Consider the following 26,958-nt stretch of genomic DNA (forward strand, 5'->3'; position numbering starts at 1 on the left):
GTGTACTGGGAGGAACCTATGCGGTGGATACGTGCCGCCGGTAGGGGCCTCCTCGTTCTCGCCGTCGTCCTGGCCGGTTACGGCGCGTCCGGCGCCCGGGCGGCCGGCGGGCCGGAGGGTCGCGGACCGCTCACCCTCGCCACCGCCGGCGACCTCACCGGCTATCTCGGCCCGCTGCTCCAGGGCTGGAACCGGGCCCATCCCGGCGAGAAGGTCACCCTCGTCGAACTGCCGGACTCGGCGGACGAGTCGCGCGCCCAGATGATCACGGATCTGCGCGGCGGCACCCGCAGCCGGTTCGACGTCCTCAACATCGACGTCGCCTGGACCTCGGAGTTCGCCGCCGCCGGCTGGATCCGCCCGCTGCCGCGCGACCGTTTCCCGCTGGGCACCTTCCTCCGGCCGGTCGTGGACACGGCGACGTACGACGGCCGGCTGTACGCCGTCCCCTACGTCACCAACGCCGGGCTGCTCCTCTACCGCAAGGACGTCCTCGCCGAGGAGGGCGTCCCGCCGCCCCGCACCTGGGCCGAACTGGAGCGGGCGGCGAAGACCATCGCGCCCCGGCACGGACTCGACGGCTACGCGGGGCAGTTCCTGCCCTACGAGGGCCTCACCGTCAACGCGGCCGAGGCCGTGTACTCGGCGGGCGGCACGATCCTCGGCGACGAGGGCGACCGCGTCACCGTCGACTCGGCCGCCCGCGAGGGCATCGGGTTCCTCGCCCGCGGGGTCCGTGACGGTTGGGTGCCGAAGGAGGCCCTGACCTACACGGAGGAGGAGTCCCGCCAGGCCTTCCAGGACGGACACCTCCTCTTCCTGCGCAACTGGCCCTACGCGTACGTCAGCGCCTCCGCCGCGGGCTCCGCGCTCGCCGGCAAGGTCGGCGCCGTCCCGTTGCCGGGGCGCGACGGGCCCGGCACCAGCGTGCTCGGCGGCTCCAACCTGGCCGTCAACACCCACGCCGAGCACCCCGACACCGCCGCGCGCCTGATCGCGTACCTCACCAGCGAGGGCGTCCAGCGGCAGGTGCTCACCCGGGGCGCGCTGCCGCCCGTACGCGCGGATCTGTACAAGGACCCGGAACTGGTGCGCCGGTTCCCGTACCTGCCGACCCTGCGCGCGAGTGTCCTGACGGCCGCGCCGCGGCCCAAGAGTCCGCGCTACGACCAGGTCAGCATGGTGGTGCAGGCGGTCGTGCACGACGCGATGTCCGGGCACTCGACGCCCGAGGCGGCGGTACGTCGGCTGGCCCGGGAGCTGGCGGACATCTCCCGCCGCGGCTGACGTCCCTCAGCCGAGACCGACCCTTCCTGGCCCTACTTACATGTTAGGTAACGCCGACGTATCAACCGGGTGCGATTTGCCCAGGTAGAGGCGCTTATGTCACCCATGCTCGCGAGATGACTGCTGCCTGTTCGTTGACACCTCCGTGAAACGCCTACATAACATGCATGCATAACAGTCAGCCCGCACAGACAGGCCAACGGGTGAGCTCCCAGCACATCGACACGCGCATCGACACGCACCACTGGTGGCGTGAGGCAGTGATCTACCAGGTGTACGTCCGCAGCTTCCTGGACAGCACCGGCGACGGCGTCGGCGATCTCGCCGGAGTCCGTGCCGGACTGCCGTACCTCAAGAAGCTGGGTGTCGACGGGATCTGGCTGAGCCCCTTCTACCCCTCCCCGCAGGCCGACCACGGCTACGACGTCGCCGACTACTGCGACGTCGACCCGCTCTTCGGCGACCTCGCCGAGTTCGACCGGCTGGTGGCTGCCGCCCGGCGGCTGGGCGTCAAGGTGCTGCTCGACATCGTCCCCAACCACTGCTCCAGCGAGCACCCCTGGTTCCGCGAGGCGCTGGCCTCGGCGCCGGGCGGTCCCGCCCGGGCCCGGTTCCACTTCGCCGACGGGCGGGGAGCGGACGGCGCCGAGCCGCCCAACAACTGGCACGCCATGTTCGGCGGCCCGGCCTGGAGCCGGGTGACCGAGGCGGACGGCCGCCCGGGCCAGTGGTACCTGCACATGTTCACGCCCGAACAGCCCGACTGGAACTGGCGCGACCCCGAGGTCGGCGCGTACTTCGACCGGGCACTGCGGTTCTGGCTGGACCGGGGCGTCGACGGCTTCCGCATCGATGTCGCCGCCGGCCTCTTCAAGCACCCCGAGCTGCCCGACTCACCGGATCCCGAGGCCGACGCCCGCACCCGCGACTCCGTCAACCCGCTCGCCTGGAACCAGCCCGAGGTGCACGACGTGTGGCGGCGCTGGCGGGCGGTGTGCGAGGAGTACACGGCACACGACGGCCGCGAACGGCTCCTGGTCGGCGAGGTCTCGGTCCCGACCGCCCGCGAGCACGCGCTGTACGTCCGCCCCGACGAACTGCACCAGGCCTTCTTCTTCGACCTGCTGAGCGCCTCCTGGGACGCCGACGCCTTCCGCAAGGTCATCACCGAGGCCATGCAGGACATCGCCGGAACGGGGTCGACCGTCACCTGGGTCCTCAACAACCACGATCAGGTCCGCACGGTCACCCGCTACGGCGAGCCGGCCGTGGAGGGCAGCGGCCTCGGGGCCGCCCGCGCCCGCGCCGCCGCCCTGCTGTTGCTGGCGCTGCCCGGTGCCGCGTACATCTACCAGGGCGAGGAGCTGGGCCTGCCCGAGGTCGTCGACCTGCCCGACGACGTGCTCACCGACCCGATCTTCCGCCGTACCGGCAGTCGGGCCCGTATCCGCGACGGCTGCCGGGTACCGCTGCCGTGGTCCGGGCAGGCCTCACCGTTCGGCTTCACCTCCGGCGTCGACGCCACCAAACCCTGGCTGCCGCAGCCCGACTACTTCGCCGAGTACGCCACCGATCGCGCCCTCGCCGACACCCGCTCCTTCTGGCATCTCTACCGCGACGGCCTCCAGCTGCGCGCCACCTTGCCCCAGCTGGGCGAGGGCACGCTGCGCTGGCTCGACACCCAGCCCGGCGTCCTCGCCTTCGCCCGCGGCGACGGGCTGGTCTGCGCCGTCAACTTCGGTACGGCGCCCGCCCCGGCGCCCGTTTCCGGCATCCCCCTGCTGTCCAGCGGCCCCTGCCGGGCCGGGGTGCTCCCCGGCTCCACAGCCGCCTGGTGGATCGGTGACGACACCGACTCCTGAGCACGACCACCGCTCCATCCTCCGTCAACTCCCCTTCCACGAACGGACATCAACGATGATGCGACGACGTACCACCCTGCTCAGCGGCTGCACCGCTCTCGTCCTGGCACTCGGCGCGACCGCCTGCGGAAGCGGCGACCCCGTCTCCGCGGGCGGCGGCGACAAGGCACTGGGCGGCCAGACGGTCACCGTGGCCGGCGTCTGGTCCGGTGCCGAGCAGAAGAACTTCCAGAAGGTGCTGGACGCGTTCACCGAGAAGACCGGCGCCAAGACCCAGTTCGTGTCCACCGGCGACAACGTCTCCACCGTCGTCGGCAGCAAGATCGAAGGCGGCAACGCCCCCGACGTCGTGATGGTCCCGCAGGTCGGCGTGCTCCAGCAGTTCGCCGGCAACGGCTGGCTCAAGCCGCTGTCGTCGACCACCCAGAAGTCCGTCGCCGCCAACTACGCGAAGGTCTGGAAGGACTACGGCAGCGTCAAGGGCACCCTCTACGGCCTCTACTTCAAGGCAGCCCACAAGTCGACCGTCTGGTACAGCCCCGCCGCCCTCGACCAGGCCGGCGTCCAGCCCCCGAAGACCTACGACGAGATGCTGAAGGCCGGGCGGACCGTCTCCGACTCGGGCCTCGCCGCCTTCTCCGTCGCGGGCCAGGACGGCTGGACGCTCACCGACTGGTTCGAGAACGTCTACCTCTCCCAGGCCGGACCCGAGAAGTACGACGCCCTCGCCGCCCACGAACTGAAGTGGACCGACCAGAGCGTGGTCGACGCCCTCACCACGCTCGGCAAGCTCTTCCAGGACAAGCAGCTCCTCGCGGGCGGCCAGAAGGGCGCTCTCAACACCGACTTCCCGGGCTCCGTCGAGAAGGTCTTCGGGCCCGAGCCCGAGGCGGGCATGGTCTACGAGGGCGACTTCGTCGCAGGCGTCGCCAAGGACCAGTTCGGCCGGAAGATCGGCGAGGACGCCAACTTCTTCGCGTTCCCGCCGGTCGGCGGGGGCGAGGCACCCGTGGTCAGCGGCGGCGACGCGGCCGTCGTCCTCAAGGACGGCAAGAACACCAAGGCCGGCATGGCGCTGCTGGAGTACCTGGCCACCCCGGAGGCAGCCGCGGTCTGGGCCGAGACGGGCGGCTTCCTCTCCCCGAACAAGAAGCTCGACCTCGCCTCCTACGGCGACGACGTCACCCGCACCACCGCCAGGTCGCTCATCGCGGCCGGGGACTCCGTCCGCTTCGACATGTCCGACCAGGCCCCGGCCGCGTTCGGCGGGACGAAGGGCGCAGGCGAGTGGAAGATCCTCCAGGACTTCCTGCGCGACCCGTCCGACCCGAAGGCCACCGCGGCGCAGCTGGAAACCGCCGCGGCCAAGGCCTACAAGGGCTGACCGGCGATGACCGCCACGCTCACGAAGACGGTCGCGCCACCCGCTGCCGCGACCGTCGCCCGCAAGCGGCGGGCCCGGCGGCGGGGCAGGACCGTCGCCCTGCTCTTCGTTCTCCCCGCGCTGCTCCTGCTCGGCGCCCTCGTCGTCTACCCCGTGCTGTTCTCGGTCGGCCGAAGCTTCTTCGACGCTTCCGGGACCCGGTTCGTGGGCGGCGACAACTACACCGAGATGTTCCGCGACCCGGCCACCCTCAAGGCCGTACGCAACACCGCGATCTGGGTGGTCGTGGCGCCGACCCTGCTGACCGGCCTGGGCCTGATCCTCGCCGTGCTCGTAGAGAAGATCCGCTGGGCCACGGCCTTCAAGCTGCTGCTCTTCATGCCCATGGCCGTCTCCTTCCTGGCCGCGGGCATCATCTTCCGGCTCGCCTACGACGAGGATCCCGACAAGGGCGTCCTGAACGCGGCGGCCGTCGGCGTCCACGACGCCTTCCAGGACACCGCCTCCTATCCGACCGCCCGCGCCCGTGACGGCGAGGGCCTGACCCGGGGCGCCGACGGCTCGTACCGCACCGGCACGAGCGTTTCGCCCGGCGACACGGTCGCGCTCGGCCTGGTCGGCGTCGCACCCAAGGAGCTCCCGGCCGGCGCGGAACCGGCCTACCGGGCGGCCGCCCGCCCAGCGGGACCCGACGAACTGCGCGGAGTGGTCTACCTGGACTTCACCCCCGGCGGGGGAGGGAAGCAGGGTGCGGTGGACCGCCGGGAGAGCGGGCTGCCGAAGATGGAGGTCGAGGCGGTGCGCGACGGCAAGACCGTCGCGAGCACCACCACCGCGGCCGACGGCTCCTTCCGCTTCCCCGGCCTGGAGACAGGCTCGTACACCGTCACCCTCCCCGGCTCGAACTTCGCCCAGCCCTACGACGGCGTGTCCTGGCTCGGCCCGGCACTGGTCACCCCGGCGATCATCGGCGCCTACCTGTGGATCTGGACCGGCTTCGCGATGGTGCTGATCGGCGCGGGCCTGTCCACGCTGCCGCGTGATTCGCTCGAGGCCGCGCGGATGGACGGCGCCAACGAGTGGCAGGTGTTCCGCCGGATCACCGTGCCGCTGCTGGCGCCCGTGCTCACGGTGGTCTTCGTGACCCTCGTCATCAACGTGATGAAGGTGTTCGACCTCGTCTACATCATCGCGCCCGGCCCGGTGCAGGAGGACGCCACCGTGCTGGCCACCCAGATGTGGCTGGTGTCCTTCGGCGGCGGCAACGACCAAGGACTGGGCAGCGCCCTCGGCGTGCTGCTCCTGCTGCTGGTGATCCCCGCCATGGTCTTCAACGTCCGTCGTTTCCGAGGGAGTCAGCGATGAACCTCAGTGCGCTTCGGCGCGGGCTCGGCAACAGCCTGGTGCAGGCCGTCCTCGTGGTCATCGGACTGCTCTGGCTCACGCCGCTCGCCGGACTGCTCGTGTCGTCCCTGCGGTCGGCGCAGGACACGGCCAAGGGCGGTTGGTGGACGGCGATCACCAGTCCGGGCCAGCTGTCCTTCGACAACTACACGTCGTTGCTGGGCAACGCCGGGATGACGCAGGCGTTCTGGAACACCGTACTGATCTCGGTGCCGACGACGCTTTTGGTGGTGGCGATCGCCGCGCTGGCGGGGTACGCCTTCGCCTGGCTGGAGTTCCCCGGCCGTGACGCCCTCTTCCTGCTCGTGGTCGCGCTGCTGGTGGTGCCCGTGCAGATCGGCCTGCTGCCGGTGGCCAAACTCTTCGGCCAGCTGGGCCTGTTCGGCACGATTCCCGGCGTCGTCCTCTTCCACGTCTCCTACGGACTGCCGTTCGCGATCTTCCTGCTGCGGAACTACTTCGCCGAGATACCGCGGGAGATGCTGGAGGCGGCCCGCATGGACGGGGGCAACGAGTGGCGCATCTTCACCCGGCTCGTGCTGCCGGTGGGACGGCCCGCCCTGGCGAGCCTGGCCATCTTCCAGTTCCTGTGGGTGTGGAACGACATGCTGGTGGCGTTGCTGTTCGCCGACAGCTCGTCCCAGCCGCTGACCGTGGAACTCCAGTCGCAGATACGGCAGTTCGGCAGCAACATCGACGTGCTGGCGCCGGGCGCGTTCCTGTCCCTGATCGTCCCGGTGGCCGTGTTCTTCGCCTTCCAGCGGCACTTCGTTCAGGGGGTCATGGCGGGGTCCGTGAAGTAGGCCCGGTGCCGGCGCCCCGTGGCTCCACCCGGACGGGGGACGGGTGGAGCCACGGGGCGGAGATGCTCCCCGATGCGGCCGCCCGGCGGCACACTCGTGCCGTGACCCCTGACGCGCGACCGGAGCACACCCCCGACGGACGGTTCGTCGTCGTGGGCGGACGACGACGGCGGGCGACGGATCTTCTCATTCCCGGGGAGGACGCCGCGTGGCTCCGCTCCCACCTCATGGCGGCCCGGCGCGCGGTCGGGCCGCCCGGCGAACGCAGGACGCGTAAGCGGTGCTTCAGCTGGGCCAGTTTGGCGAGGGTGCGGGCGTGGTGCATCCCGATCGCGAGCACCACGTCCATTTGCCAGATGTCGAGGGCGTCCCCTTCGAGGTGGCGCAGCAGTTCGGTGGGGGAGTGGTGCATCCCGCCGGCGGCGATGCGTACGCCCAGTTCCTCGCGTACGGCGCGCACCGCGGCGATCCCTTCCCCTTCGTCGCCCCTGTTCCCTGTCGATGCGGATCTTCATCGCGCGGAACCCGGCCTCGCGCAGGCACAGACCCTGTCAGGCCCCCGGCTGCGTGGCAGTCCGTTCAAGCAGCCGCGTCACGCTTGGGGTTCCCTCTTCCTGCGGATCTCCGTGAGTCGCTGCGGTGCCACGCATCTCGGGGGGCCTCATCTTTGCCCCACGCCGGCAGGGCGACGGCCGCACTCTCCTGAACCAGGACCCGTCGACTGACTGGCTCGTTGATCTTTGTCCGGCAGCCGAGGCTGCTGCCGCTCACCGACCGGTACTGCGGACACTGTACGAAGTTTGATAGCCTAAATTTGTGATGCCCGAAACAGTCGAGCCGGGCGTGGTCGTGGCCGCCCTGGCGAAGATCGTCGAACACGCCTTGCTGCGCGTGGAGTTGACGCTGCCGCAGTACCGGATGCTGTCCGTGCTGACGAGGGCGGATCCGCCGACGGCATCGCGAGTGGCGTGGATGTTGTCCGTGACGCCGGCGACCGTCACCACGGTCGTGGACGGCCTGGTGGCCGGCAAGTACGTGCGGCGTGAGCCGGATCCGGACGACCGGCGCAAGGCCACGCTCGTGGTCACCAGCTCCGGCCGGCATCTGCTGACCACGGCCGACCAGGAGATCAGCCGGAAGCTGGCCGAGGTGGCCTCGTCCCTCGACGAGGAGCAGGCCGAGCGGGCGATGGCCGCGCTGTCGCTGTGGCACGAGGCGATGAAGAGCGAAAAGCAAGACGAGTGGATCGCCCACGAGGGCGCAGAGAGGGGGAAACCCAGGTGAGCGAGGCGTATCCGCCGCCGAGCGCGGCCATCGACCCCGATGCGAGCCGTTCCTGGCTATGGCGAGCCTGGCCGCTGGTCCGGGCGCATCGGTGGATGTTCGGCACGGCGCTGGCGGCGTCCGGGATCAGCCTGCTGGTGGCCGTCCAGGTACCGACGCTGATCCAGGACGCGGTGGACAACTCGATCGTGTCGAACAGGGTGCCGTTGTCGCACTACCTGTGGTGGCTGGTCGGGCTGACGGTGGGCATGCTGGTCGTCGGCTTCCTGTCCCGGCAGTTACTGTTCCGCACCGCGGCCAAGATCGAGTACGACCTGCGCAACATCACGTACGGGCACCTGGCCACCATGTCGTTCCCGTTCTACGACCGGGTGCAGACAGGGCAGTTGCTCTCCCGCGCCAACTCCGACATCCGCGCGGTGCAGATGTATCTGGCGTTCGCGCCGTACCTGCTGGTGCAGTGCAGCATGTCGCTGGTGGCGTTCGGGTACATGCTGGCGATCGACGTGCCGCTGGCCATCCTGGCCATGCTGCCGATGCCACTGTTGTACGTGACCAGCCGACGCATGCAGCGCTCCTTGTTTCCGGTGTCGTGGCTGATCCAGGCCCGGCTGGCCGAGGTCGCGACAGTGGTGGACGAGAACATCAACGGCGTGCGCGTGGTCAAGTCGTTCGCGGCCGAACGGAGTCAGCTTTCTCTGCTTCAGAAGGCCGCGGCAAACGTCCGCTGGGCCAATGTGAAGGACGCGGATCTGCGCGCACGGTATACGCCCGCGGTGCAGAACCTGCCCCGCGTCGGCATGGCGATCGTGCTGCTGTACGGCGGCTACCTCGTCATTCAGGGGAGTCTGGGCGTCGGCGCGATCCTGGCCTTCAACGCGTATCTGCTGATGCTCCAGGTGCCGTTCCAGGTGATCGGCAACCTGATCACGTTGGGACAGCGGTCGTCGGCCGCGGCCAAGCGGCTGTACGAGATTCTCGACGAGAAGCCGGAGATCGTGGACGTCCCCCAGGCGCTGGAGATCACCGGGGCGCGCGGCGACGTCGAGTTCGATGACGTCACCTTCGGCTACGGCGACGGCCCTGACGTGCTGCGCGGGTTCTCGCTGAGCGTGCGCAGCGGCGAGACGGTGGCGCTGGTCGGCCGCACCGGTGTCGGAAAGTCCACCGTGGCCAGATTGCTGCCGCGGTTCTACGACGTGCGCGACGGTGCCGTCACCGTGGACGGGCACGACGTGCGGGATCTGACCCTGCACAGCCTGCGTGACACCGTCGGCATCGTGCTGGACGAGCCGTTCCTGTTCTCGGCGTCGGTCCGCGACAACATCGCCTACGGGCGGCCGGACGCGGACATCACCGACATCGAGCGCGTGGCCCGGCTGGCCGGGGCGCACGGATTCATCACCGAGCTGTCCGACGGTTACGACACCGTCATCGGCGAACGGGGCTACACGCTGTCCGGCGGGCAACGGCAGCGCATCGCGATCGCCCGGACCCTGCTGGTGAATCCGCCCGTGCTGGTACTCGACGACGCCACCAGCGCCATCGACGTCCAGGTGGAGCAGGAGATCCACGCGGGTCTGCGGACCCTGTTCGCCGGCCGGACGACGTTGATCATCGCGCACCGGCCGTCCACGATCAGCCTGGCCGACCGCGTGGTGCTGCTGGACGGTGGGCGGATCGTCGCCGACGGCACACACACGGAACTGCTGGCAACCACTCCGCTGTACGCGGAAGTGCTCGCCCAAGCGGACGAGCGCAGCGAGGAACTGGGAGGTGTGGCGCGATGACCGTTCCCGGAGGTGGTGGCGGCGCGGCGTTCAATGGCGGCGGCCGGGCAACCGCGTCGGCTCACCCGTTCGCCGGCGTTCCGCCGGAGATGCGGGCGAACGTCGACAAGTTGCTCGAGGCCGAGCTGGAACATGCCGAGTCCGAGGTCGTCTTCGAGCACTCCCGGCCCGATCCCGACGGCGCCAAGCTGAATCTGCGGCGGCTGATCCGCCCGTACTGGCCGATGGCGCTGATGGCCGGCGTGTTCGTGGGCGTCGAGGCGCTGATGTTGCAGGCGGGTCCGAAGCTGACCCAGATCGGCATCGACGACGGCATCATGGGGAAAGACAACGGCACGTTGGCGCTGGTCGCGGGCCTGTACCTGGTCAGTCTGGTGGTCACCGGTCTCGCACAGGCCGCGCGGGTCAAGTCGACTGGGCGTATCGCCGCGTCGGTGATGAACGACCTGCGGGTCCGGGTCTTCACCCAATTGCAGCGGCTGTCGATGAACTTCTACACCGGCGAGAAGGCCGGCGTGATCATGACCCGGATGACCAGCGACATCGAGAACCTTCAGGCACTGCTGCAGGAGGGCCTGGCGCAGTTCGCCGTCCAGGGCCTGACCATGGTCATTGTCACGGTGATTCTGTTCACCTACGACGTGTGGCTGGCGCTCATCACCATCGTGCTCGTGGTGCCCATCCTGACCGGGCTGTCCCTGTGGTTCCGTCGGGCGTCCGGCAAGGGTTACCTGCGGGTGCGGGACACCACCGCCGACGTGGTCGCCGACCTTTCCGAGAGCCTGCAGGGTGTTCGCATCGTCACCGCGCACAACCGGCAGCAGCGCAACACCGAACACCACCGGCAGGTCACCGGCAGGTACTACGACGCCAGCGTGCAGACCGGCCGGATCAACTCGATCTACACGCCCAGCACGCAGGTTGTCGGCGTCGCCGGACAGGTCGCGCTGCTGGCCATCGGCGCCGGCATGGTCACCGACGGGGACCTGACGATCGGCGAGCTGGTGGCGTTCCTGCTCTACCTGGGCGCCTTCTTCCAGCCGATCCAGCAGCTGGTGCAGCTGTACAACACGTACCAGCAGGGGCAGTCGTCGGTGGTGAAGCTGAAGGAGCTGCTGAGTATCCGGCCAGAGGTCGAGGAACAGCCCGGAGCCGTCGACCTGCCTCGGGTCGAAGGTGAAATCACCTTCGACGACGTGACGTTCGGCTATCTTCCCGACCGGCCGGTGATCTCCGAGGTGGCGCTGGGCATCCGGGCCGGCGAGACCGTCGCGTTCGTCGGTCCGACGGGTGCCGGCAAGTCCACCCTCGCCAAGCTGGTCACCCGGTTCTACGACCCGTCCTCCGGCCGGATCCTCATCGACGGGCGCGACCTGAGGGATGTGCGGATCGAGTCCCTTCGCAGGCAGATCGGCGTCGTGCCGCAGGAGCCCTTCCTGTTCGCCGGGCCGCTTCGGGACAACATCCGCTTCGCCGCGCCGGACGTCAACGACGAGCAGGTCTGGGAGGCGCTGCGGGCGGTCGGTCTGGTGGACGTGGTCGAGCGGCTGCCCGACGGTCTCGACACCGTCGTCCAGGAGCGGGGCCAGTCCCTGTCCTCCGGTGAACGGCAGCTGATCGCCCTGGCCAGGGCTTTCCTGGCGCAGCCCCGGGTGCTGGTCCTCGACGAGGCCACGTCCAATTTGGACCTCCAGTCCGAGGCCAAGATCGAGGATGCCCTGGACGTGCTGCTGGAGGGTCGCACCGCGATCCTGATCGCGCACCGGCTCTCCACCGCCATGAAGGCCGACCGCATCGTCGTCGTCGACGAGGGCCGGATCGTCGAGGTCGGTTCGCACGACCAACTCGTCGCCGCCGAGGGCAAGTACAGCCAGATGTACGCGACCTGGACCAGCGAAGCCGCCGAGGTCCACTGACGAACCTCGCGAGTCCCGCTCCCGGACGTGGAGCGGGACTCGCGAGCCTCTTGGCCCGTACTCCTACCGGTCAGGAACGTCCGGGGGAATCAACTCGGGTTCGGCCAGGGCAGGTCGGTCTCGATCGGGGTGTCGTACCCGACGCCGGGAACGCCGAAGCCGTACAGGGCGTGGAACTGGCTGCGGAACCACGGGATGTCGGCCAGCTCGGTGAGCGTCTCGGGGGTGATCGACCGCCAGCGTTCGGTCACGGCGGCCTGGACCGGCTCGGACAGTTCCCAGCGGTCGAGGCGGATGCGGCCGGACTCGTCCAGGTCGGGCCGGTCCGCGGTGAGCTGGTCCCACAGCCGGACCGACTGCTCGACGGGGGACGGGAAGCGGTCGCCCAGGACGCCGTGGAGCAGGCTGGCATAGAGCGGGATGCCGGGGGTGCCGGTCAACGCCTGGCTGATCGCGGCCCCGTTCACCGAGGTGTAAGCGCGGCCGCCCACCGCGGCCAACCGCCTGCTCAGGGCGTTCGCGGTGGTCTCCAGGTCCATCTTGGCCGCGCCGATCGTGCCCTTGCGATAGATCGCCGAGGTCAAGGGCGAGCCGATGTAGGTGAGGGCGACCGTGCGGAAGCCGTCGCGCAGCAAGCCGCGATCGGCGAGCGCGGTGATCCAGCGGGACCAGTCCTCGCCGCCCATGACGCGCACTGTCGCGGCGGTCTCGGCCGTGGTTGCCGGCGCCAGGACGGCCTCGCGCAGGGACGCGGCGCCATCGTCGGCGAACTCCAGGTTCCAGGCGGTGTACGGCGCGCGGAGCGGCTTGATCACCGACTGGTGGGTGATGCCGCTCCGGGGATCGGTGCGCCGGGGCGCGGCCACGCTGTAGATCAGGTAGTCCACGCCGCCGAAGCGTTTGGCCAGCAGGTCCAGCGTCTCGGTCTTGGTGGTGTCTGCGAACGCGTCGGCGTTGCGGAACGAGAAGTCCGCCCCGGACTCGCGGGCGATCGCCTCGGTGGCGATGGTGCGATACCACCCGGCCGTCGCGCTGCGGCGCCCGGCCGGCCGCTCGAAGCTGATGCCCACGCCGTCGATGCCGTACCGCACCAGCCCCGCGATGGTGATCGCCAGGCCATAGCCCCCGCTCGAGCCGATCACCAGTGCCGTGGGCCGTCGCTGCGAAGGCTTCTCGGACGCCCGCACCTCGGCCCGCATCCGCGCAACGCTGCGAAAGCATCCGGCCGGATGCGATTCGAGCAGCAGATATCCATGTCCCGTCGGGCTAACGACTCGTTCGGACACCGGCACCTCCGATCAGATGTCCAGCACGACCTGCCAGGGGTCCCATCCTCATCTCCTCGGGTGTTGACGTTCCCGCCGCATCAGGTTTCGAGCAGTGTCTGCTTGAGGTGCTGGGCCAGGGCGCTCGGTGTCGAGTAGTGCGACACCGACGAAGAATCCAGGTGCAGACCGGTCGCCGACTTCAGGCGGTTTCGCAGGGTCAGCATGGACAGCGAATCGAACCCGAGCTCGCTGAAGATCTGGTTCGGCTGCACGACATCCGCCGACTCGAGCCCGAGTACGGCCGAAATATGCGTGCAGACCAGGTCGGACAGCATTTCGTCCTGGTCGGCTTCCACCGTCGCCGCGAACCGTTGACGTAGCGACGTCGTCGAGACAGCACCTCGGCTCACGGCGCGTTTACCGGTGGTCTTGACCAGTGATCTGAACACCGGCGGTAGCGCCTTGCCGGTTCTGGCCTGCCTGGCCAGCTCGGCCAGATCCAGTCTGGCCGGGATCATCACGGGCTCGCTTGCGAGACAGGCAGCATCGAACAGCGCGACGGCCTCTGACGTCCCCAGTACGCCGACTCCCGCGATCCCGGTGCTGGACGGTTCGTCGCCCAGCGCCCAGGGCCCCCAGGCCAGCGACACCGCCGGAGCGCCGTTTGCCCGGCGTCGTCGGGCGAGCGCATCCAGTGCGGCCGCCGACGCGGCGTCGACGGCGGTTCCGTGGCCGCCCACGGTCCCTGCGAACGACGAGCACAGGACGAGGGTGGCGGCCCCGGCTTCCCGTTCGAGAATCTCCGCGGCCGTGACCCTCGCGCGCACCGCCTCGGCGAGCGAATCCGGTGTCAGCGAGGCCGTCTGGTCGTTCGGCAGCGCCTCCGGTATGTGGACGATCATGCTCAGCGGATGCTCCGCGGAGAGACCGTCGATCAGCTCGCGCAGCGCCGCGGGGTTTCCCGGGTCGCATTCCGTGGTGGTGACGGTGGCGTCCAGTGAGGGAGACTCGGCGCCGGTGAGCACGACATGGTGCGCGCCGGGCCCGGAGGCCAGGTACCGCGCCAGTCGTTCGCCCATCGCCGTGGTTCCGCCCGTAACCAGTATCGTGCCCTCGGACTTGTCGAACTGCTCCGGGTCACTGGCCGGCTTGACCGGTGCGAGCCGCGGTACCCTGATCTTTCCCTCGCGCAGAGCCAGGTGCGGCTCGCCGAGCATCACGGCCCTCGGCAGTACCCGCCACGACTCCTGGTGGGCGTCCATGTCGACGAGCACGAACCTGCCGGGGTTCTCCGCCTGTGCGGACCGGAGCAGCCCGGAGACTGCGGCGCCTGCGAGGTCGATGGCGGCATCACTGAACGCCGAGACCGCCGATGTGGTCAGGAACACCGCGGTCGCAGAGGCGAGCGCTTCGGTCGCCAGGAGGGCCTGCAACCGGTGCAACGTCTCCCGCGCGGTGGCGGCAACCTCCCCGCCCGCCGCCACGGTGAGAACCAGGTAGTCCGGCATCGCCTCGTCGGCTTCGGCCAAGGCACCGAGTTCCGGGTACGTCCTGGTGTGCACACCCGCGGCCGTCAATCCCGCCCCGGCGAGTAGCGTGTCCGCGCCTACGACTGCCCAGTTCGCCTTGCGCGGCAAGGACTTACCGTCGTAGTGGTCGACCCACTCCTCTCGGTACAGCGCGTGAAGTTGCGCGGCTTTCGCAGCCTGCAACTGCCGCGCAGTGATCGGGGTAACGCTGACTCCACTGACCTCGGCGACCGGGTCGCCCACGTCGTCGGCCAGCAAGATCGACACCGACCCGGCGCGGTTCGGGCCGATCCGCCCGCGCAGGACGGTCGCGCCGATGCCGTGTACGGCGACGCCGCGCCAGGTCGTCGCCAGCCCGGGGCCGTCGCCGCAAGCGGCGTGGAGTGTGGCGTCGAGTAGTGCGGGGTGGAGGTTGTAGGTGTCGGGGTCGGTGGGGAGTGTGATTTCGGCGTAGATGTGGTCGTTGTGGTGCCACATTTTCTGGAGGCCTTGGAATGTGGGGCCGTAGTGGTATCCGTGGGTGGCGAGGGTGTCGTAGGAGAGGTCGAGGGGTTGTGCGCCGGTGGGGGGCCAGGTGGTGAGGTCCCAGTCGGCGGAGGGTGTGTTGGTGTCGAGGATGCCGGTGGCGTGGCATGTCCAGGTTGTGTCGGTGTTGGTGTCCGGGCGGGCGTCGACACGGATCGGCCGGGCGCCATCACCACCGGCATCCTCGACCCCGGCAGGCTCGCCGACCTCCACGCGAAGTCGCAAGACGCCGTGTTCGGGGAGCAGGAGGGGTGTGTGCACGGTCAGTTCGCGGATGGTTCCGCAGCCGACCTGGTCGGCCGCGTACAGGGCCAGTTCGATGAAGGCGGCGCCGGGGAGGACGGTGTTGCCGGCGACTTTGTGGTCGGCCAGCCATGGATGGGTGGTCAGGGAGATCCGGCCGGTGAAGGTCGTGTTGGTTGCGCCCTCGATGACTGCGCCGAGCAGTGGATGGTCGGACGTGGTGAGTCCGGCGCTGCTGACGTCACTTCGGCTGGTGCCGGGTTTGAGCCAGTAGCGGTCTTGTTGGAAGGGATAGCCGGGCAGTGTCACGTGGTGGCCGTCGTGGTGGTGTGCGGTGGTGGCACCGGCTGTGAAGGCGTGTGCGGTGGCGAGCAGGAAGCCGGTCAGGTCACCGTTGTCCCGGCGCAATGTCCCGAAGTTCCTGGCGGGCGTGTCCGTGGTGTCGAGTGTTTCCTGTATGCCGGTGACCAGGACGGGGTGGGGGCTGGATTCGATGAAGGTGTCGTAGCCGTCTGTCAGTAGCAGCCGTGTGGTGGCCTCGAACTCGACGGGGCTGCGAAGATTGCGGAACCAGTAACCGGCGTCGAGTGCGGTGGTGTCGATTCGTTCCGCGGTGACCGTGGAATAGAAAGGAATATGACTGGATTGAGGGCGGATCGGCTTCAGCAGGTCCATAATCCGGTCGCGAATCTGCTCGACGTGTGGGGAATGCGATGCGTAATCGACGGGGATGCGCCGCGTGCGGATGCTGTGGGTTTCGAAGACGGCCTGAAGTTCGTCCAGGGCCTGGGCGCTGCCAGAGACCACGGTGGACGCGGGGCCGTTGATCACGGCGATATCGATATCGCCATCCCACTGCTTCAAACGGCTTCGCACCTGGTCGACCGGGAGTGCGATGGAAACCATGCCGCCCTGTCCGGCCAGGGCGGCAATGGCTTGACTGCGTAATGTGACGACGCGGGCGGCGTCCTCCAGCGACAATGCCCCGGCGACGCACGCCGCGGCGATCTCCCCTTGTGAATGCCCTACGACCGCACCCGGACGAAGACCGTGGGATTCCCACAGTGCGGCCAGGGACACCATCACCGCGAACAGTGCCGGCTGCACCACATCCACGCGCGCCAGCAGTCCCGCACCCTCATCGGTCAGCAGAACCTGGTGCAGATCCCAGTCGACGTAGGCGGATATGGCATGGGCGCATTCATCCAGACGATCGCGGAACACCGGAGCCGTCGCATACAGATCACGGGCCATCGCATCCCACTGCGATCCTTGCCCGGGAAACACCAGGACCGCTTTACCCGCCCCGGCGATTCCGGTCACCACATCATCCGAAGGGAGGCCCTCGGCAACGGCAGTCAACCCTGCGCACAACTGCTCGCGGGTGGCGCCGACCACGACCGCGCGATGCTCGAATGCCGTACGCGCCGCCAGCGTCGCGGCAACATCCACCACGGACAGATCAGAATCAGCAGCCGCGGCGATCCGCCCCGCATAGGTTCGCAACGCCTCCGCGGTCCGCGCCGACAACACCCACCCCACCGGACCATCCGCAGGAGACCCCGGAGAGGGCGACTGCCGTGTTCCAACCTGCTCTGCGTGTGGTGCCTGTGGTGCCTGTTCCAGAATCACATGAGCATTCGTGCCGCTGATACCGAACGAGGAGACCCCCGCCCGACGCGGCCGGTTTATCGAAGGCCACTCGCGTACCTCGGTGAGCAGCCGGATTCCCCCACCACTCCAGTCCACGTGCGGGGTGGGCTCGTCGGCATGCAGAGTGGGCGGCAGCACATCGTGGCGCAGCGCTTCCACCATCTTGATGACTCCACCGACGCCGGCCGCGGCCATGGTGTGACCGATGTTCGATTTCAGCGATCCCAGCCACAACGGCTGATCCGGCGCATGCTCCTTGCCGTACGTGGCCAGCAACGCCTGCGCTTCGATGGGATCCCCGAGCCTGGTGCCCGTGCCGTGTCCCTCGACGACATCGACATCCGCACCCGTGAGCCCGGCATTGGCCAGCGCCTGGCGGATCACCCGCTGCTGCGACGGACCGTTCGGGGCAGTCAACCCGTTCGACGCACCGTCCTGATTCACCGCCGAACCCCGCAGCAATGCCAGCACCCGATGCCCGTTCGCGCGCGCCACCGACAAACGCTCGAGGACCACCACCCCCGCTCCCTCACCCCAGCCGGTGCCGTCGGCCGATGCCCCGAACGCCTTGCACCGCCCGTCGACGGACAGCCCGCGCTGCCGGGAGAATTCCACCAATATCCCCGGCGAGGACATCACCGTCACGCCACCCGCCAGGGCCAGAGTGCACTCACCACTGCGCACCGCATGAGCAGCCTGATGCAACGCGACCAGCGACGAGGAGCACGCGGTGTCCACCGTCACCGCCGGCCCCTCCAGGCCAAGGAAATACGCCACCCGACCGGACACGACGCTTCCGCTGGAACCGGTGAGCAGGTATCCGTCGACCCCGCCGTGCGGAGTGTCCAGCCGCGGACCGTAATCACCGGCCATGGCTCCGATGAACACCCCCGTGTCGCTGCCGCGCAACGAACCCGGCTCGATCCCCGCCTCCTCCAACGACTCCCACACCGTTTCCAGCAACAACCGCTGCTGGGGATCCATCGCCAACGCCTCCCGCGGCGAGATCCCGAAGAACCCGGCGTCGAACCCCGCAACGTCATCGAGGAAGTAGCCCTTGTTGACATAGCTCTTGCCTGTGCGCCTTGGGTCCGCGTCGAACAGGTTGTCCAGATCCCAGCCCCGGTCCCGCGGCAGCCCGCCAATGACATCCCGGCCCGACAGCGTCAGGTCCCACAGATCACCCGGCGACCGGACACCACCGGGAAACCGGCAACCCATACCGACGACCGCGACCAGGTCGTCGTTCCCCGCCGAGACGGGTGCCGCAGGAGTGGCGACGTGGACGATCTCGCCCAGCAGCTCCTCGCGCAGGAGGATGACCAGTGCGGACGGGGTCGGGTGGTCGAACACCACGGTGGACGGCAACCGCAGTCCGGTGACGTCGTTCAGCCGGTTCCGGAGCTCCATCCCGGACAACGAGTCGACGCCGAGTTCCCTGAACGTGACGTCCGGTTGCACGGAGCCGACACCGGCATGGCCGAGCACGGTGGCGGTGTGGGAGCGCACCAGATCGAGCAGCTCGCGGGCGACCTCCTCGGCCGGGCGGCCGGCCAGCCGGTCGGTGAGCGTCGAGCCGAGCGCCGTGACCGTGGTGGCCGCGCGTCGGACCCGGACCAGCCCACGGAACACCTCGGGCAGTCCCGTCTCCTTTGCCCGCACGCGCAGCCGGTCCAGATCGAGCGCTGCCGGTGCCGCGGTGACCTCACCGGCGGCGAACGCCGCGTCGAACAGCGCGACACCTTCGTTCGACGGCAGCGGTTTCAGCCCAGTGCGTGCTATCCGAGCGATGTCCGCGTTGTCCAGGTCGCCGGTCAGTTCGCTGCGCTCGCCCCAGAAGCCCCACGCGAGCGAGGTCGCCGGCAATCCGGTGGCGCGGCGGTGCTGGGCGAGCGCATCGAGGAAGGTGTTCGCGGCGGCGTAGTTTCCCTGGCCCGCGTTGCCGATCGTGCCCATGATCGAGGAGAACAGCACGAACGCGGAAAGCCCGAGGTCCCGGGTCAGGTCGTGCAGATTCCACGCCGCGTCCAGCTTCGGCCGCAGTACCGCGTCGAGCTTTCCCGGCGTCATCCCCGAGATCAGCCCGTCCTCCAGGATCCCCGCCGCGTGAACCACACCGGTGAGTGGCCGGCCGGCCGGGATCTGCGCGATCAACGCGGAAAGCGCGACCCGGTCGGCGACATCGCATGCGGAGACCGACACCTCGGCGCCCAGCCCGGACAGCTCGGCGACCAGGTCCCCGACTCCAGGAGCGTCCGCTCCATGCCGGGAGACCAGTACGAGGTTCCGCACCCCGTGCTTCGCGACCAGGTGGGCGGCGATCAGCCTGCCGAGTGTTCCGCTACCGCCGGTGATCAACACGGTGCCGTTGGTGTCCCATGACGGCGGCATGGTCAGGACGTTCTGGCCGGTGTTCCCGCCCCGGCTGAGGAAGCGGAGCGCCTCGGGTGCCTCGCGGATGTCCCAGGCACGGATCGGCGCCGGGCGAAGAGCGCCCGACGCAAACAGCGAAGTGACCTCGGCGATCATCGACTGGTATCGGTCCGGGTCGTCCAGTGCCACGGCTGCTTCGGAGGCACTTCCGATGTCGAGGGGGATCGCGGCGGCCTGCTCGAACGTCAGGTTCGGCGGGATGTGCGTCACCCACCGGTGGTCGGCCGTCGCCGTGGGCGCGAAGGCCCCGGACAGCATTCCCAGCACCCGGTCACCGGGTCGTACCCTGGTCACGTCCGAGCCGACTTCAAGGACCGCACCGGCCCCCTCGCCCATGTTCGTGTCGCCGAGCGCGATCTGCACGTCACGGAGATTCAGCCCGCACGCGCGCACCGCGACCCGAATCTGCTCCGGCCGCAGCGGCACGTCGGCCTCTGCGCACGGCACCAGCGACAGCGACTCCGGCCGGCCCCTGTCCGCCACGTTCAACCGCCACGGCACGCCTTCCGGTATCCGTAGCCGGTTCTTGGAACTCGCCTTGGACAGTCTCGGCACCAGGACTTGCCCACCACGCAACGCACATTGGTCGACGTCGCCGGCCAATACGGACGGCAGCGCGGCGAGCGAACGATCATCGGCGTCGACATCGATCAGGACGAGTCGGCCGGGGTTCTCGGTCTGCGCGGAGCGGAGCAGCCCCCAGACGGGTGCGGTGGTGAGATCCGGGGCGGGCTCACGGTCTGCGGACATCACCGCGTGCCGGGTCACCACGACCAACCGTGCGTCCGCGAACCGGTCGTCGGACAGCCACGCCTGGACCAGATCGAGCGCGCCGTACAGCACTGTGCGGGCGGCTCCGGGAATCTCCTGCGCATGGTTACCCGCGATGCACGCGACCACGTCGTGCGCGTCGTCGGGTACCCCGGACAGTTCGGTGAACTCTTGCCAGTCAACGGTTCCTGTCGCCGAGCGCAGGCCGAACGAATCTTCGCCGACCAGCGAGATCCGGGCGGGCGGCACTGTGGGCGCCGATGGCGCGGGTACCCATTCCAGGCGCAGCAGGGAGTCGCGGTTCACGGTCTGGGCACCGAGGTCGGTGACCTCGGCCGGGAGCATGGCCAGAGACCCCACCTCGACGACCGGCAAGCCGGCACCGTCCGCCGCTCGCAGCCGCAGCGCGTTGTTCCCCACAGGTGTCACCGATACCCGTAGCGCGGATGCGGCGGACGCGTGCATCGTCACGCCTTCCCAGGTATAGGGCAGCAGCACCCTGCCGTCGTCGGGTACGACCTGACCCAGCAGGGCGGCGTGGAGTGTGGCGTCGAGTAGTGCGGGGTGGAGGTTGTAGGTGTCGGGGTCGGTGGGGAGTGTGATTTCGGCGTAGATGTGGTCGTTGTGGTGCCACATTTTCTGGAGGCCTTGGAATGTGGGGCCGTAGTGGTATCCGTGGGTGGCGAGGGTGTCGTAGGAGAGGTCGAGGGGTTGTGCGCCGGTGGGGGGCCAGGTGGTGAGGTCCCAGTCGGCGGAGGGTGTGTTGGTGTCGAGGATGCCGGTGGCGTGGCATGTCCAGGTTGTGTCGGTGTTGGTGTCCGGGCGGGCGTCGACACGGATCGGCCGGGCGCCATCACCACCGGTGGGCTCACCGACCTCCACCCGGAGCCGTAGGGCACCGTGTTCCGGCAGGAGAAGCGGTGACTGCACGGTCAGTTCACGTATGCCGCCGCAGCCGACCTGGTCGGCCGCGTACAGGGCCAGTTCGATGAAGGCGGCGCCGGGGAGGACGGTGTTGCCGGCGACTTTGTGGTCGGCCAGCCATGGATGGGTGGTCAGGGAGATCCGGCCGGTGAAGGTCGTGTTGGTTGCGCCCTCGATGACTGCGCCGAGCAGTGGATGGTCGGACGTGGTGAGTCCGGCGCTGCTGACGTCACTTCGGCTGGTGCCGGGTTTGAGCCAGTAGCGGTCTTGTTGGAAGGGATAGCCGGGCAGTGTCACGTGGTGGCCGTTGTGGTGGCCGTCGTGGTGGTGTGCGGTGGTGGCACCGGCTGTGAAGGCGTGTGCGGTGGCGAGCAGGAAGCCGGTCAGGTCACCGTTGTCCCGGCGCAATGTCCCGAAGTTCCTGGCGGGCGTGTCCGTGGTGTCGAGTGTTTCCTGTATGCCGGTGACCAGGACGGGGTGGGGGCTGGATTCGATGAAGGTGTCGTAGCCGTCTGTCAGCAGCAGCCGTGTGGTGGCCTCGAACTCGACGGGGCTGCGAAGATTGCGGAACCAGTAACCGGCGTCGAGTGCGGTGGTGTCGATTCGTTCCGCGGTGACCGTGGAATAGAAGTGGATATCGCTGGGCCGGGGGTTGATCGGCGCCAGCAGGTCCATAATCCGGTCGCGTATCTCCTCGACGTGTGGGGAATGCGATGCGTAATCGACGGGGATGCGCCGCGTGCGGATTCTGTGGGTGTCGAAGACGGCCTGCAACTCATCGAGAGCTTGCGCACCTCCGGAGACCACGGTGGCCCTGGGCCCGTTGATCGCGGCGACGGTAAGTTCACCGTGCCATTGATCGAGTCGGGTTCGCACCTGGTCGACCGGGAGTGCGATGGAAACCATGCCGCCCTGTCCGGCCAGGGTGGCAATGGCTTGACTGCGTAATGTGACGACGCGGGCGGCGTCCTCCAGCGTCAATGCCCCGGCGACGCACGCCGCGGCGATCTCCCCTTGTGAATGCCCTACGACCGCACCCGGACGAAGACCGTGGGATTCCCACAGTGCGGCCAGGGACACCATCACCGCGAACAGTGCCGGCTGCACCACATCCACGCGCGCCAGCAGTCCCGCACCCTCATCGGTCAGCAGAACCTGGTGCAGATCCCAGTCGACGTAGGCGGATATGGCATGGGCGCATTCATCCAGACGATCGCGGAACACCGGAGCCGTCGCATACAGATCACGGGCCATCGCATCCCACTGCGATCCTTGCCCGGGAAACACCAGGACCGCTTTACCCGCCCCGGCGATTCCGGTCACCACATCATCCGAAGGGAGGCCCTCGGCAACGGCAGTCAACCCTGCGCACAACTGCTCGCGGGTGGCGCCGACCACAACAGCGCGATGCTCGAACGCCGTACGCGCCGCCAGCGTCGCGGCAACATCCACCACGGACAGATCAGAATCAGCAGCCGCGGCGATCCGCCCCGCATAGGTCCGCAACGCCTCCGCGGTCCGCGCCGACAACACCCACCCCACCGGACCATCCGCAGGAGACCCCGGAGAGGGCGACTGCCGTGTTCCAACCTGCTCTGCGTGTGGTGCCTGTGGTGCCTGTTCCAGAATCACATGAGCATTCGTGCCGCTGATACCGAACGAGGAGACCCCCGCCCGACGCGGCCGGTTTATCGAAGGCCACTCGTGCGCCTCGGTGAGCAGCCGGATTCCCCCACCACTCCAGTCCACGTGCGGGGTGGGCTCGTCGGCATGCAGAGTGGGCGGCAGCACATCGTGGCGCAGCGCTTCCACCATCTTGATGACTCCACCGACGCCGGCCGCGGCCATGGTGTGACCGATGTTCGACTTCAGCGATCCCAGCCACAACGGCTGATCCGGCGCATGCTCTTTCCCGTACGTGGCCAGCAACGCCTGCGCTTCGATGGGATCCCCGAGCCTGGTGCCCGTGCCGTGTCCCTCGACGACATCGACATCCGCACCCGTGAGCCCGGCATTGGCCAGCGCCTGGCGGATCACCCGCTGCTGCGACGGACCGTTCGGGGCAGTCAACCCGTTCGACGCACCGTCCTGATTCACCGCCGAACCCCGCAGCAATGCCAGCACCCGATGCCCGTTCGCGCGCGCCACCGACAAACGCTCGAGGACCACCACCCCCGCTCCCTCACCCCAGCCGGTGCCGTCGGCCGATGCCCCGAACGCCTTGCACCGCCCGTCGACGGACAGCCCGCGCTGCCGGGAGAATTCCACCAATATCCCCGGCGAGGACATCACCGTCACGCCACCCGCGAGCGCCAGAGAGCATTCACCACTGCGCACCGCATGAGCAGCCTGATGCAACGCGACCAGCGACGAGGAGCACGCGGTGTCCACCGTCACCGCCGGCCCCTCCAGGCCAAGGAAATACGCCACCCGACCCGACGCCACGCTTCCGCTGGAACCGGTGAGCAGGTATCCGTCGACCCCGCCGTGCGGAGTGTCCAGCCGCGGACCGTAATCACCGGCCATGGCTCCGATGAACACCCCCGTGTCGCTGCCGCGCAACGAACCCGGCTCGATCCCCGCCTCCTCCAACGACTCCCACACCGTTTCCAGCAACAACCGCTGCTGGGGATCCATCGCCAACGCCTCCCGCGGCGAGATCCCGAAGAACCCGGCATCGAACCCCGCAACGTCATCGAGGAACCCCCCATGCCGGGCGTATGTCCGGCCGGAGGTCGACGGGTCCGCGTCGAACAGGTTGTCCAGATCCCAGCCCCGGTCCCGCGGCAGTTCCGATATGGCGTCACGCCCCGACAGGGTCAGGTCCCACAGATCACCCGGCGACCGGACACCACCGGGAAACCGGCAACCCATACCGACGACGGCAACCGGCTCGTCGGCGATCCGGTCGTCAGGTCCCTGGATGCTCGCCCCGGCACTGCGCCCTGTGAGTTCCGCATGGAGGTACGTCGCGAGCCGGTCGGGCGTGGGGTGGTCGAACACCAGCGCTCCGGACAGGACGAGCCCCAGTTCACGGGAAAGCCCGTCGGTCAGCTCGACCGCGGTCAAAGAGGTCAGCCCGAGGTCCTTGAAGGACGTCGTGATGTCGACCCCGTCGTATCCCAGGACAGCTGCGAGATGCCCGAGCACCAAGTCGAGCACGCCATCATGGTCGTGGCCGGGTGCCGGCTCCGCAGTGAGTCCGGCCTCGTGCGCTTCGCCGATCCAGTGCCGGCGGCGCTGAAAGGCGTACGTGGGCAACGCGGCCCTGCGACCGCCGTTCAGCAACGGCGTCCAGTCCACGACCGCACCTGTGACGTGCATGATTCCGAGCGTCCTCAGCAGCGTACGGACCTCAGCCTGCCCGTTCCGCAGCGTGGACACCGCCGCCGACGTGTGCTCGGCGAGGGTCTCCCGGGCCATGCCGGCGAGTACGGGGTCGGGGCCGAGTTCGAGGTATCGGGAAACGCCTGCGTCGCGCAGGGTGCGGATGCCGTCGGCGAAGCGGACGGTACCGCGGATGTGGGCTCTCCAATAGCCAGGGTCGGCCAGCTCGCCGGTGTCGGCAAGGTGCCCCGTGAGGTTCGAGACGATCGGAATCCGAGGGGCGTGAAAGGCCAGACCGCCGATGGCGTCGGCGAACTCGTCCAGGATCGGGTCGAGTTGGTGGGAGTGGAAGGCATGGCTGACGTTCAGCCGCTTGGTCTTCACCCCCCTGGCACGGAAGGATTCCGCCAGCGCGAGTACCTCGTCGGTCTCGCCTGAGATCACGATCGAGTCGGGGCCGTTGACGGCGGCGATGCTCACCCCGGAATCGGGCAGCAGCGCCCGCACGTCGCCCTCGTCCGCGTTGATCGCCACCATCGCCCCACCGGACGGCGCCGCCTGCATCAGCCGTCCGCGGGCCGCGACGAGCGTGCAGGCGTCCGGTAGCGACAACACCCCGGCGACATGCGCCGCGGTGACCTCACCGATCGAATGACCGATCAGGTAATCCGGACGTACTCCGAATGACTCCACCAGCCGGAACAACGCCGTCTCCAGTGCGAACAACGACGCCTGCGTGTACCGGGTCTGGCCGAGCAGGTCCGCATCGGACCACATGATCTCCCGCAACCCGCCGCCCAGCAACGGATCCAGTTCCTCGCACACCGCGTCGAAGGACTCGGCGAACACCGGGAACTCGGCATACAGGTCCCGGCCCATTCCCGTTCGCTGCGCGCCCTGCCCGGTGAACATGAACGCCGTACCGCCCTCGGCGACCAGACCGGACACGACGTTCGACGCGGGCCGGTTCGCCGCGAGCGCAGTCAGGCCGTCGAGCAACTCGGCCGTATCGGCGCCGATCACGACGGCGCGGTGCCCGAACGTGGCGCGGGTGGTTGCCAGCGAGAATCCGATGTCGAGCGCACCCGGGTGGTCCGCTGCGGCGACAAGACCGGCCAGCCGGTCGGCCTGGGCGCGCAATGCAGCCGCGGTGCCGCCGGACACCTGCCAGGGGATCGTGCCCCCGTGCTCGGGGCGGCTTTCCTCGACCGGCCACGGATCCGGGGCCTGCGCAAGCACCAGATGGCAGTTCGTCCCGCCCATCCCGAACGACGACACGCCGGCCACCCGCGGTCCGTCGCCCGGCCACTCGCGCAGCTCGGTGGCGACCTCGATGCCCAGCTCGGTCAGGGGGATGTCCTCCGGCGGAGCGGCGAAGTTCACACTCGCGGGCACCTGACCACGATGGACCGCCAGCGCTGCCTTGATGAAACCGGCGACCCCAGCCGCCCCCTCCAAATGCCCCACGTTGGTCTTCGCCGACCCCACCACGAGCGGCCGGTCCCGGTCGGCGAAGACCGCGCCCAGCGCCGCCGACTCCGCCCGGTCTCCGACCGGTGTGCCGGTGCCGTGCAGCTCCACATATCCCACCTCGGCGGGATCCAGCCCGGCGCCGGACAGGGCCAGTCGCAGTACCTGCTCCTGCCCCGACTGGCTCGGCCGGGTCAGCTGCTCGCCTCCGCCGTCGTTGTTCACGGCGCCGCCGCGGATCACACACAGCACGTCGTGGCCGTGGGCTCTGGCGTCCGCCAGCCGCATGAGGACCGCCAGGCCGGCGCCCTCGCCGCGCACGTACCCGTTGGCGCGTGCGTCGAATGTGTAGCACCGGCCGTCCGGCGACAAGGCACCGAACTCGCTCGCGGTCGCCGTCGACTCCGGCGACAGGATCAGGTTCACCCCACCCGCCAACGCCCACGCCGACTCACCGCGACGTACGCTCTCGTACGCCTGGTACATGGCGACCAGAGCCGAGGACTGCGCCGAGTCCACCACCGCACTCGGGCCGGTCAGCCCCAGAAAGAACGAGATCCGATTCGCGAGGATGCCGCGCTGAAGCGCGGACAAGGTGAAACTGTCGACCACCCCCTCACCTTGGTCGTGCACCAGCGTGGCGTAGTCGTCCCCCATCGCGCCGACGAAGACTCCAACGCGGTGGCCACGCACCGCCGACGGCTCGATTCCCGCGCGTTCCAGGGCTTCCCATGCCAGTTCCAGCAACAGACGCTGTCGCGGATCCATCGCCGCGGCCTCGCGAGGCGACACCCCGAAGAAGCCCGCGTCGAAGTCCTCGACCCCGTCGATCAGTCCGGCCCGGCCAACGCGCCGACCGACGTGCGCGGCACGGTCGGCAGGAACCTCGCCGACGGCCTCCTGACCGGCCGAGAGCAGGTCCCAGTACGCCTCGGGCGAGTTCGCGCTGGGAAAGCGGCACGACAGACCGACCACCGCGACGTCGTCGCCATCACTCGATATCACGGAGTTCTTCGACATGGCAGCGGGTCCTCACTCTGCTCTCAGGAACGGGCCGGCACCGCCGGACGCAAACTTCGGCCACG

Annotated in this window: 11 protein-coding genes; 8 read left to right on the forward strand and 3 right to left on the reverse strand. The window is 69.0% G+C overall.

Annotated elements, in window-relative coordinates; translation table 11 throughout:
• The first annotated feature begins 18 nt into the window (after window positions 1–18).
• The 5 genes from OHU34_RS41155 (at window position 19) to OHU34_RS41175 (ending at window position 6,740) form a co-directional block, all read left to right on the forward strand.
• Window positions 19–1,287, forward strand: coding sequence for an ABC transporter substrate-binding protein (locus tag OHU34_RS41155; protein ID WP_405771458.1), 1,269 nt, complete (start codon window positions 19–21; stop codon window positions 1,285–1,287).
• Window positions 1,288–1,454: 167 nt separating this feature from the next.
• Window positions 1,455–3,149 carry a glycoside hydrolase family 13 protein gene (locus tag OHU34_RS41160; protein ID WP_405771461.1) on the forward strand — a complete coding sequence of 565 codons (1,695 nt, stop codon included), beginning with the start codon at window positions 1,455–1,457 and terminating at the stop codon, window positions 3,147–3,149.
• Window positions 3,150–3,204: 55 nt separating this feature from the next.
• Entirely contained in the window at window positions 3,205–4,533 is a 1,329-nt protein-coding gene (locus tag OHU34_RS41165; protein WP_142268409.1) for an ABC transporter substrate-binding protein, read from the forward strand.
• A gap of 6 nt (window positions 4,534–4,539) precedes the next feature.
• Window positions 4,540–5,898 carry an ABC transporter permease subunit gene (locus OHU34_RS41170; protein ID WP_142268408.1) on the forward strand — a complete coding sequence of 453 codons (1,359 nt, stop codon included), beginning with the start codon at window positions 4,540–4,542 and terminating at the stop codon, window positions 5,896–5,898.
• Window positions 5,895–6,740, forward strand: a complete 846-nt coding sequence (locus OHU34_RS41175) for a carbohydrate ABC transporter permease (protein WP_142268407.1) — start codon at window positions 5,895–5,897, stop codon at window positions 6,738–6,740. The genes OHU34_RS41170 and OHU34_RS41175 overlap by 4 nt, the downstream gene beginning before the upstream one ends.
• On the opposite strand, the gene OHU34_RS41180 is transcribed toward OHU34_RS41175, so the two are convergent.
• A complete protein-coding gene (locus OHU34_RS41180) occupies window positions 6,718–7,200 on the reverse strand; it encodes an enolase C-terminal domain-like protein (RefSeq protein WP_405771466.1) in 483 nt (160 codons plus the stop codon). The two genes, OHU34_RS41175 and OHU34_RS41180, sit on opposite strands and share 23 nt — an antisense overlap.
• A 359-nt stretch (window positions 7,201–7,559) precedes the next feature.
• On the opposite strand from OHU34_RS41180, the gene OHU34_RS41185 reads away from it, so the two are divergent.
• From OHU34_RS41185 to OHU34_RS41195, 3 genes are read left to right on the forward strand one after another with little or no spacing between them, the layout of a single operon-like run.
• Window positions 7,560–8,024 carry a MarR family winged helix-turn-helix transcriptional regulator gene (locus tag OHU34_RS41185; RefSeq protein WP_142268406.1) on the forward strand — a complete coding sequence of 155 codons (465 nt, stop codon included), beginning with the start codon at window positions 7,560–7,562 and terminating at the stop codon, window positions 8,022–8,024.
• A complete protein-coding gene (locus OHU34_RS41190) occupies window positions 8,021–9,814 on the forward strand; it encodes an ABC transporter ATP-binding protein (protein ID WP_142268405.1) in 1,794 nt (597 codons plus the stop codon). Before OHU34_RS41185 ends, OHU34_RS41190 begins: the two co-directional genes overlap by 4 nt.
• Entirely contained in the window at window positions 9,811–11,730 is a 1,920-nt protein-coding gene (locus tag OHU34_RS41195; RefSeq protein ID WP_405771470.1) for an ABC transporter ATP-binding protein, read from the forward strand. Before OHU34_RS41190 ends, OHU34_RS41195 begins: the two co-directional genes overlap by 4 nt.
• Before the next feature lie 89 nt (window positions 11,731–11,819).
• Here the strand turns inward: OHU34_RS41195 and fabV are convergent, their stop codons facing one another.
• Together fabV and OHU34_RS41205 are read right to left on the reverse strand one after the other, a co-directional pair.
• A complete protein-coding gene (fabV, locus tag OHU34_RS41200; RefSeq protein WP_142268404.1) occupies window positions 11,820–13,016 on the reverse strand; it encodes an enoyl-[acyl-carrier-protein] reductase FabV in 1,197 nt (398 codons plus the stop codon).
• Between the two features lie 80 nt (window positions 13,017–13,096).
• A complete protein-coding gene (locus OHU34_RS41205) occupies window positions 13,097–26,893 on the reverse strand; it encodes an SDR family NAD(P)-dependent oxidoreductase (RefSeq protein WP_405771474.1) in 13,797 nt (4,598 codons plus the stop codon).
• Window positions 26,894–26,958: the final 65 nt, after the last annotated feature.

Source organism: Streptomyces sp. NBC_00080, assembly GCF_045041255.1.
Lineage (GTDB): Bacteria > Actinomycetota > Actinomycetes > Streptomycetales > Streptomycetaceae > Streptomyces > Streptomyces coriariae.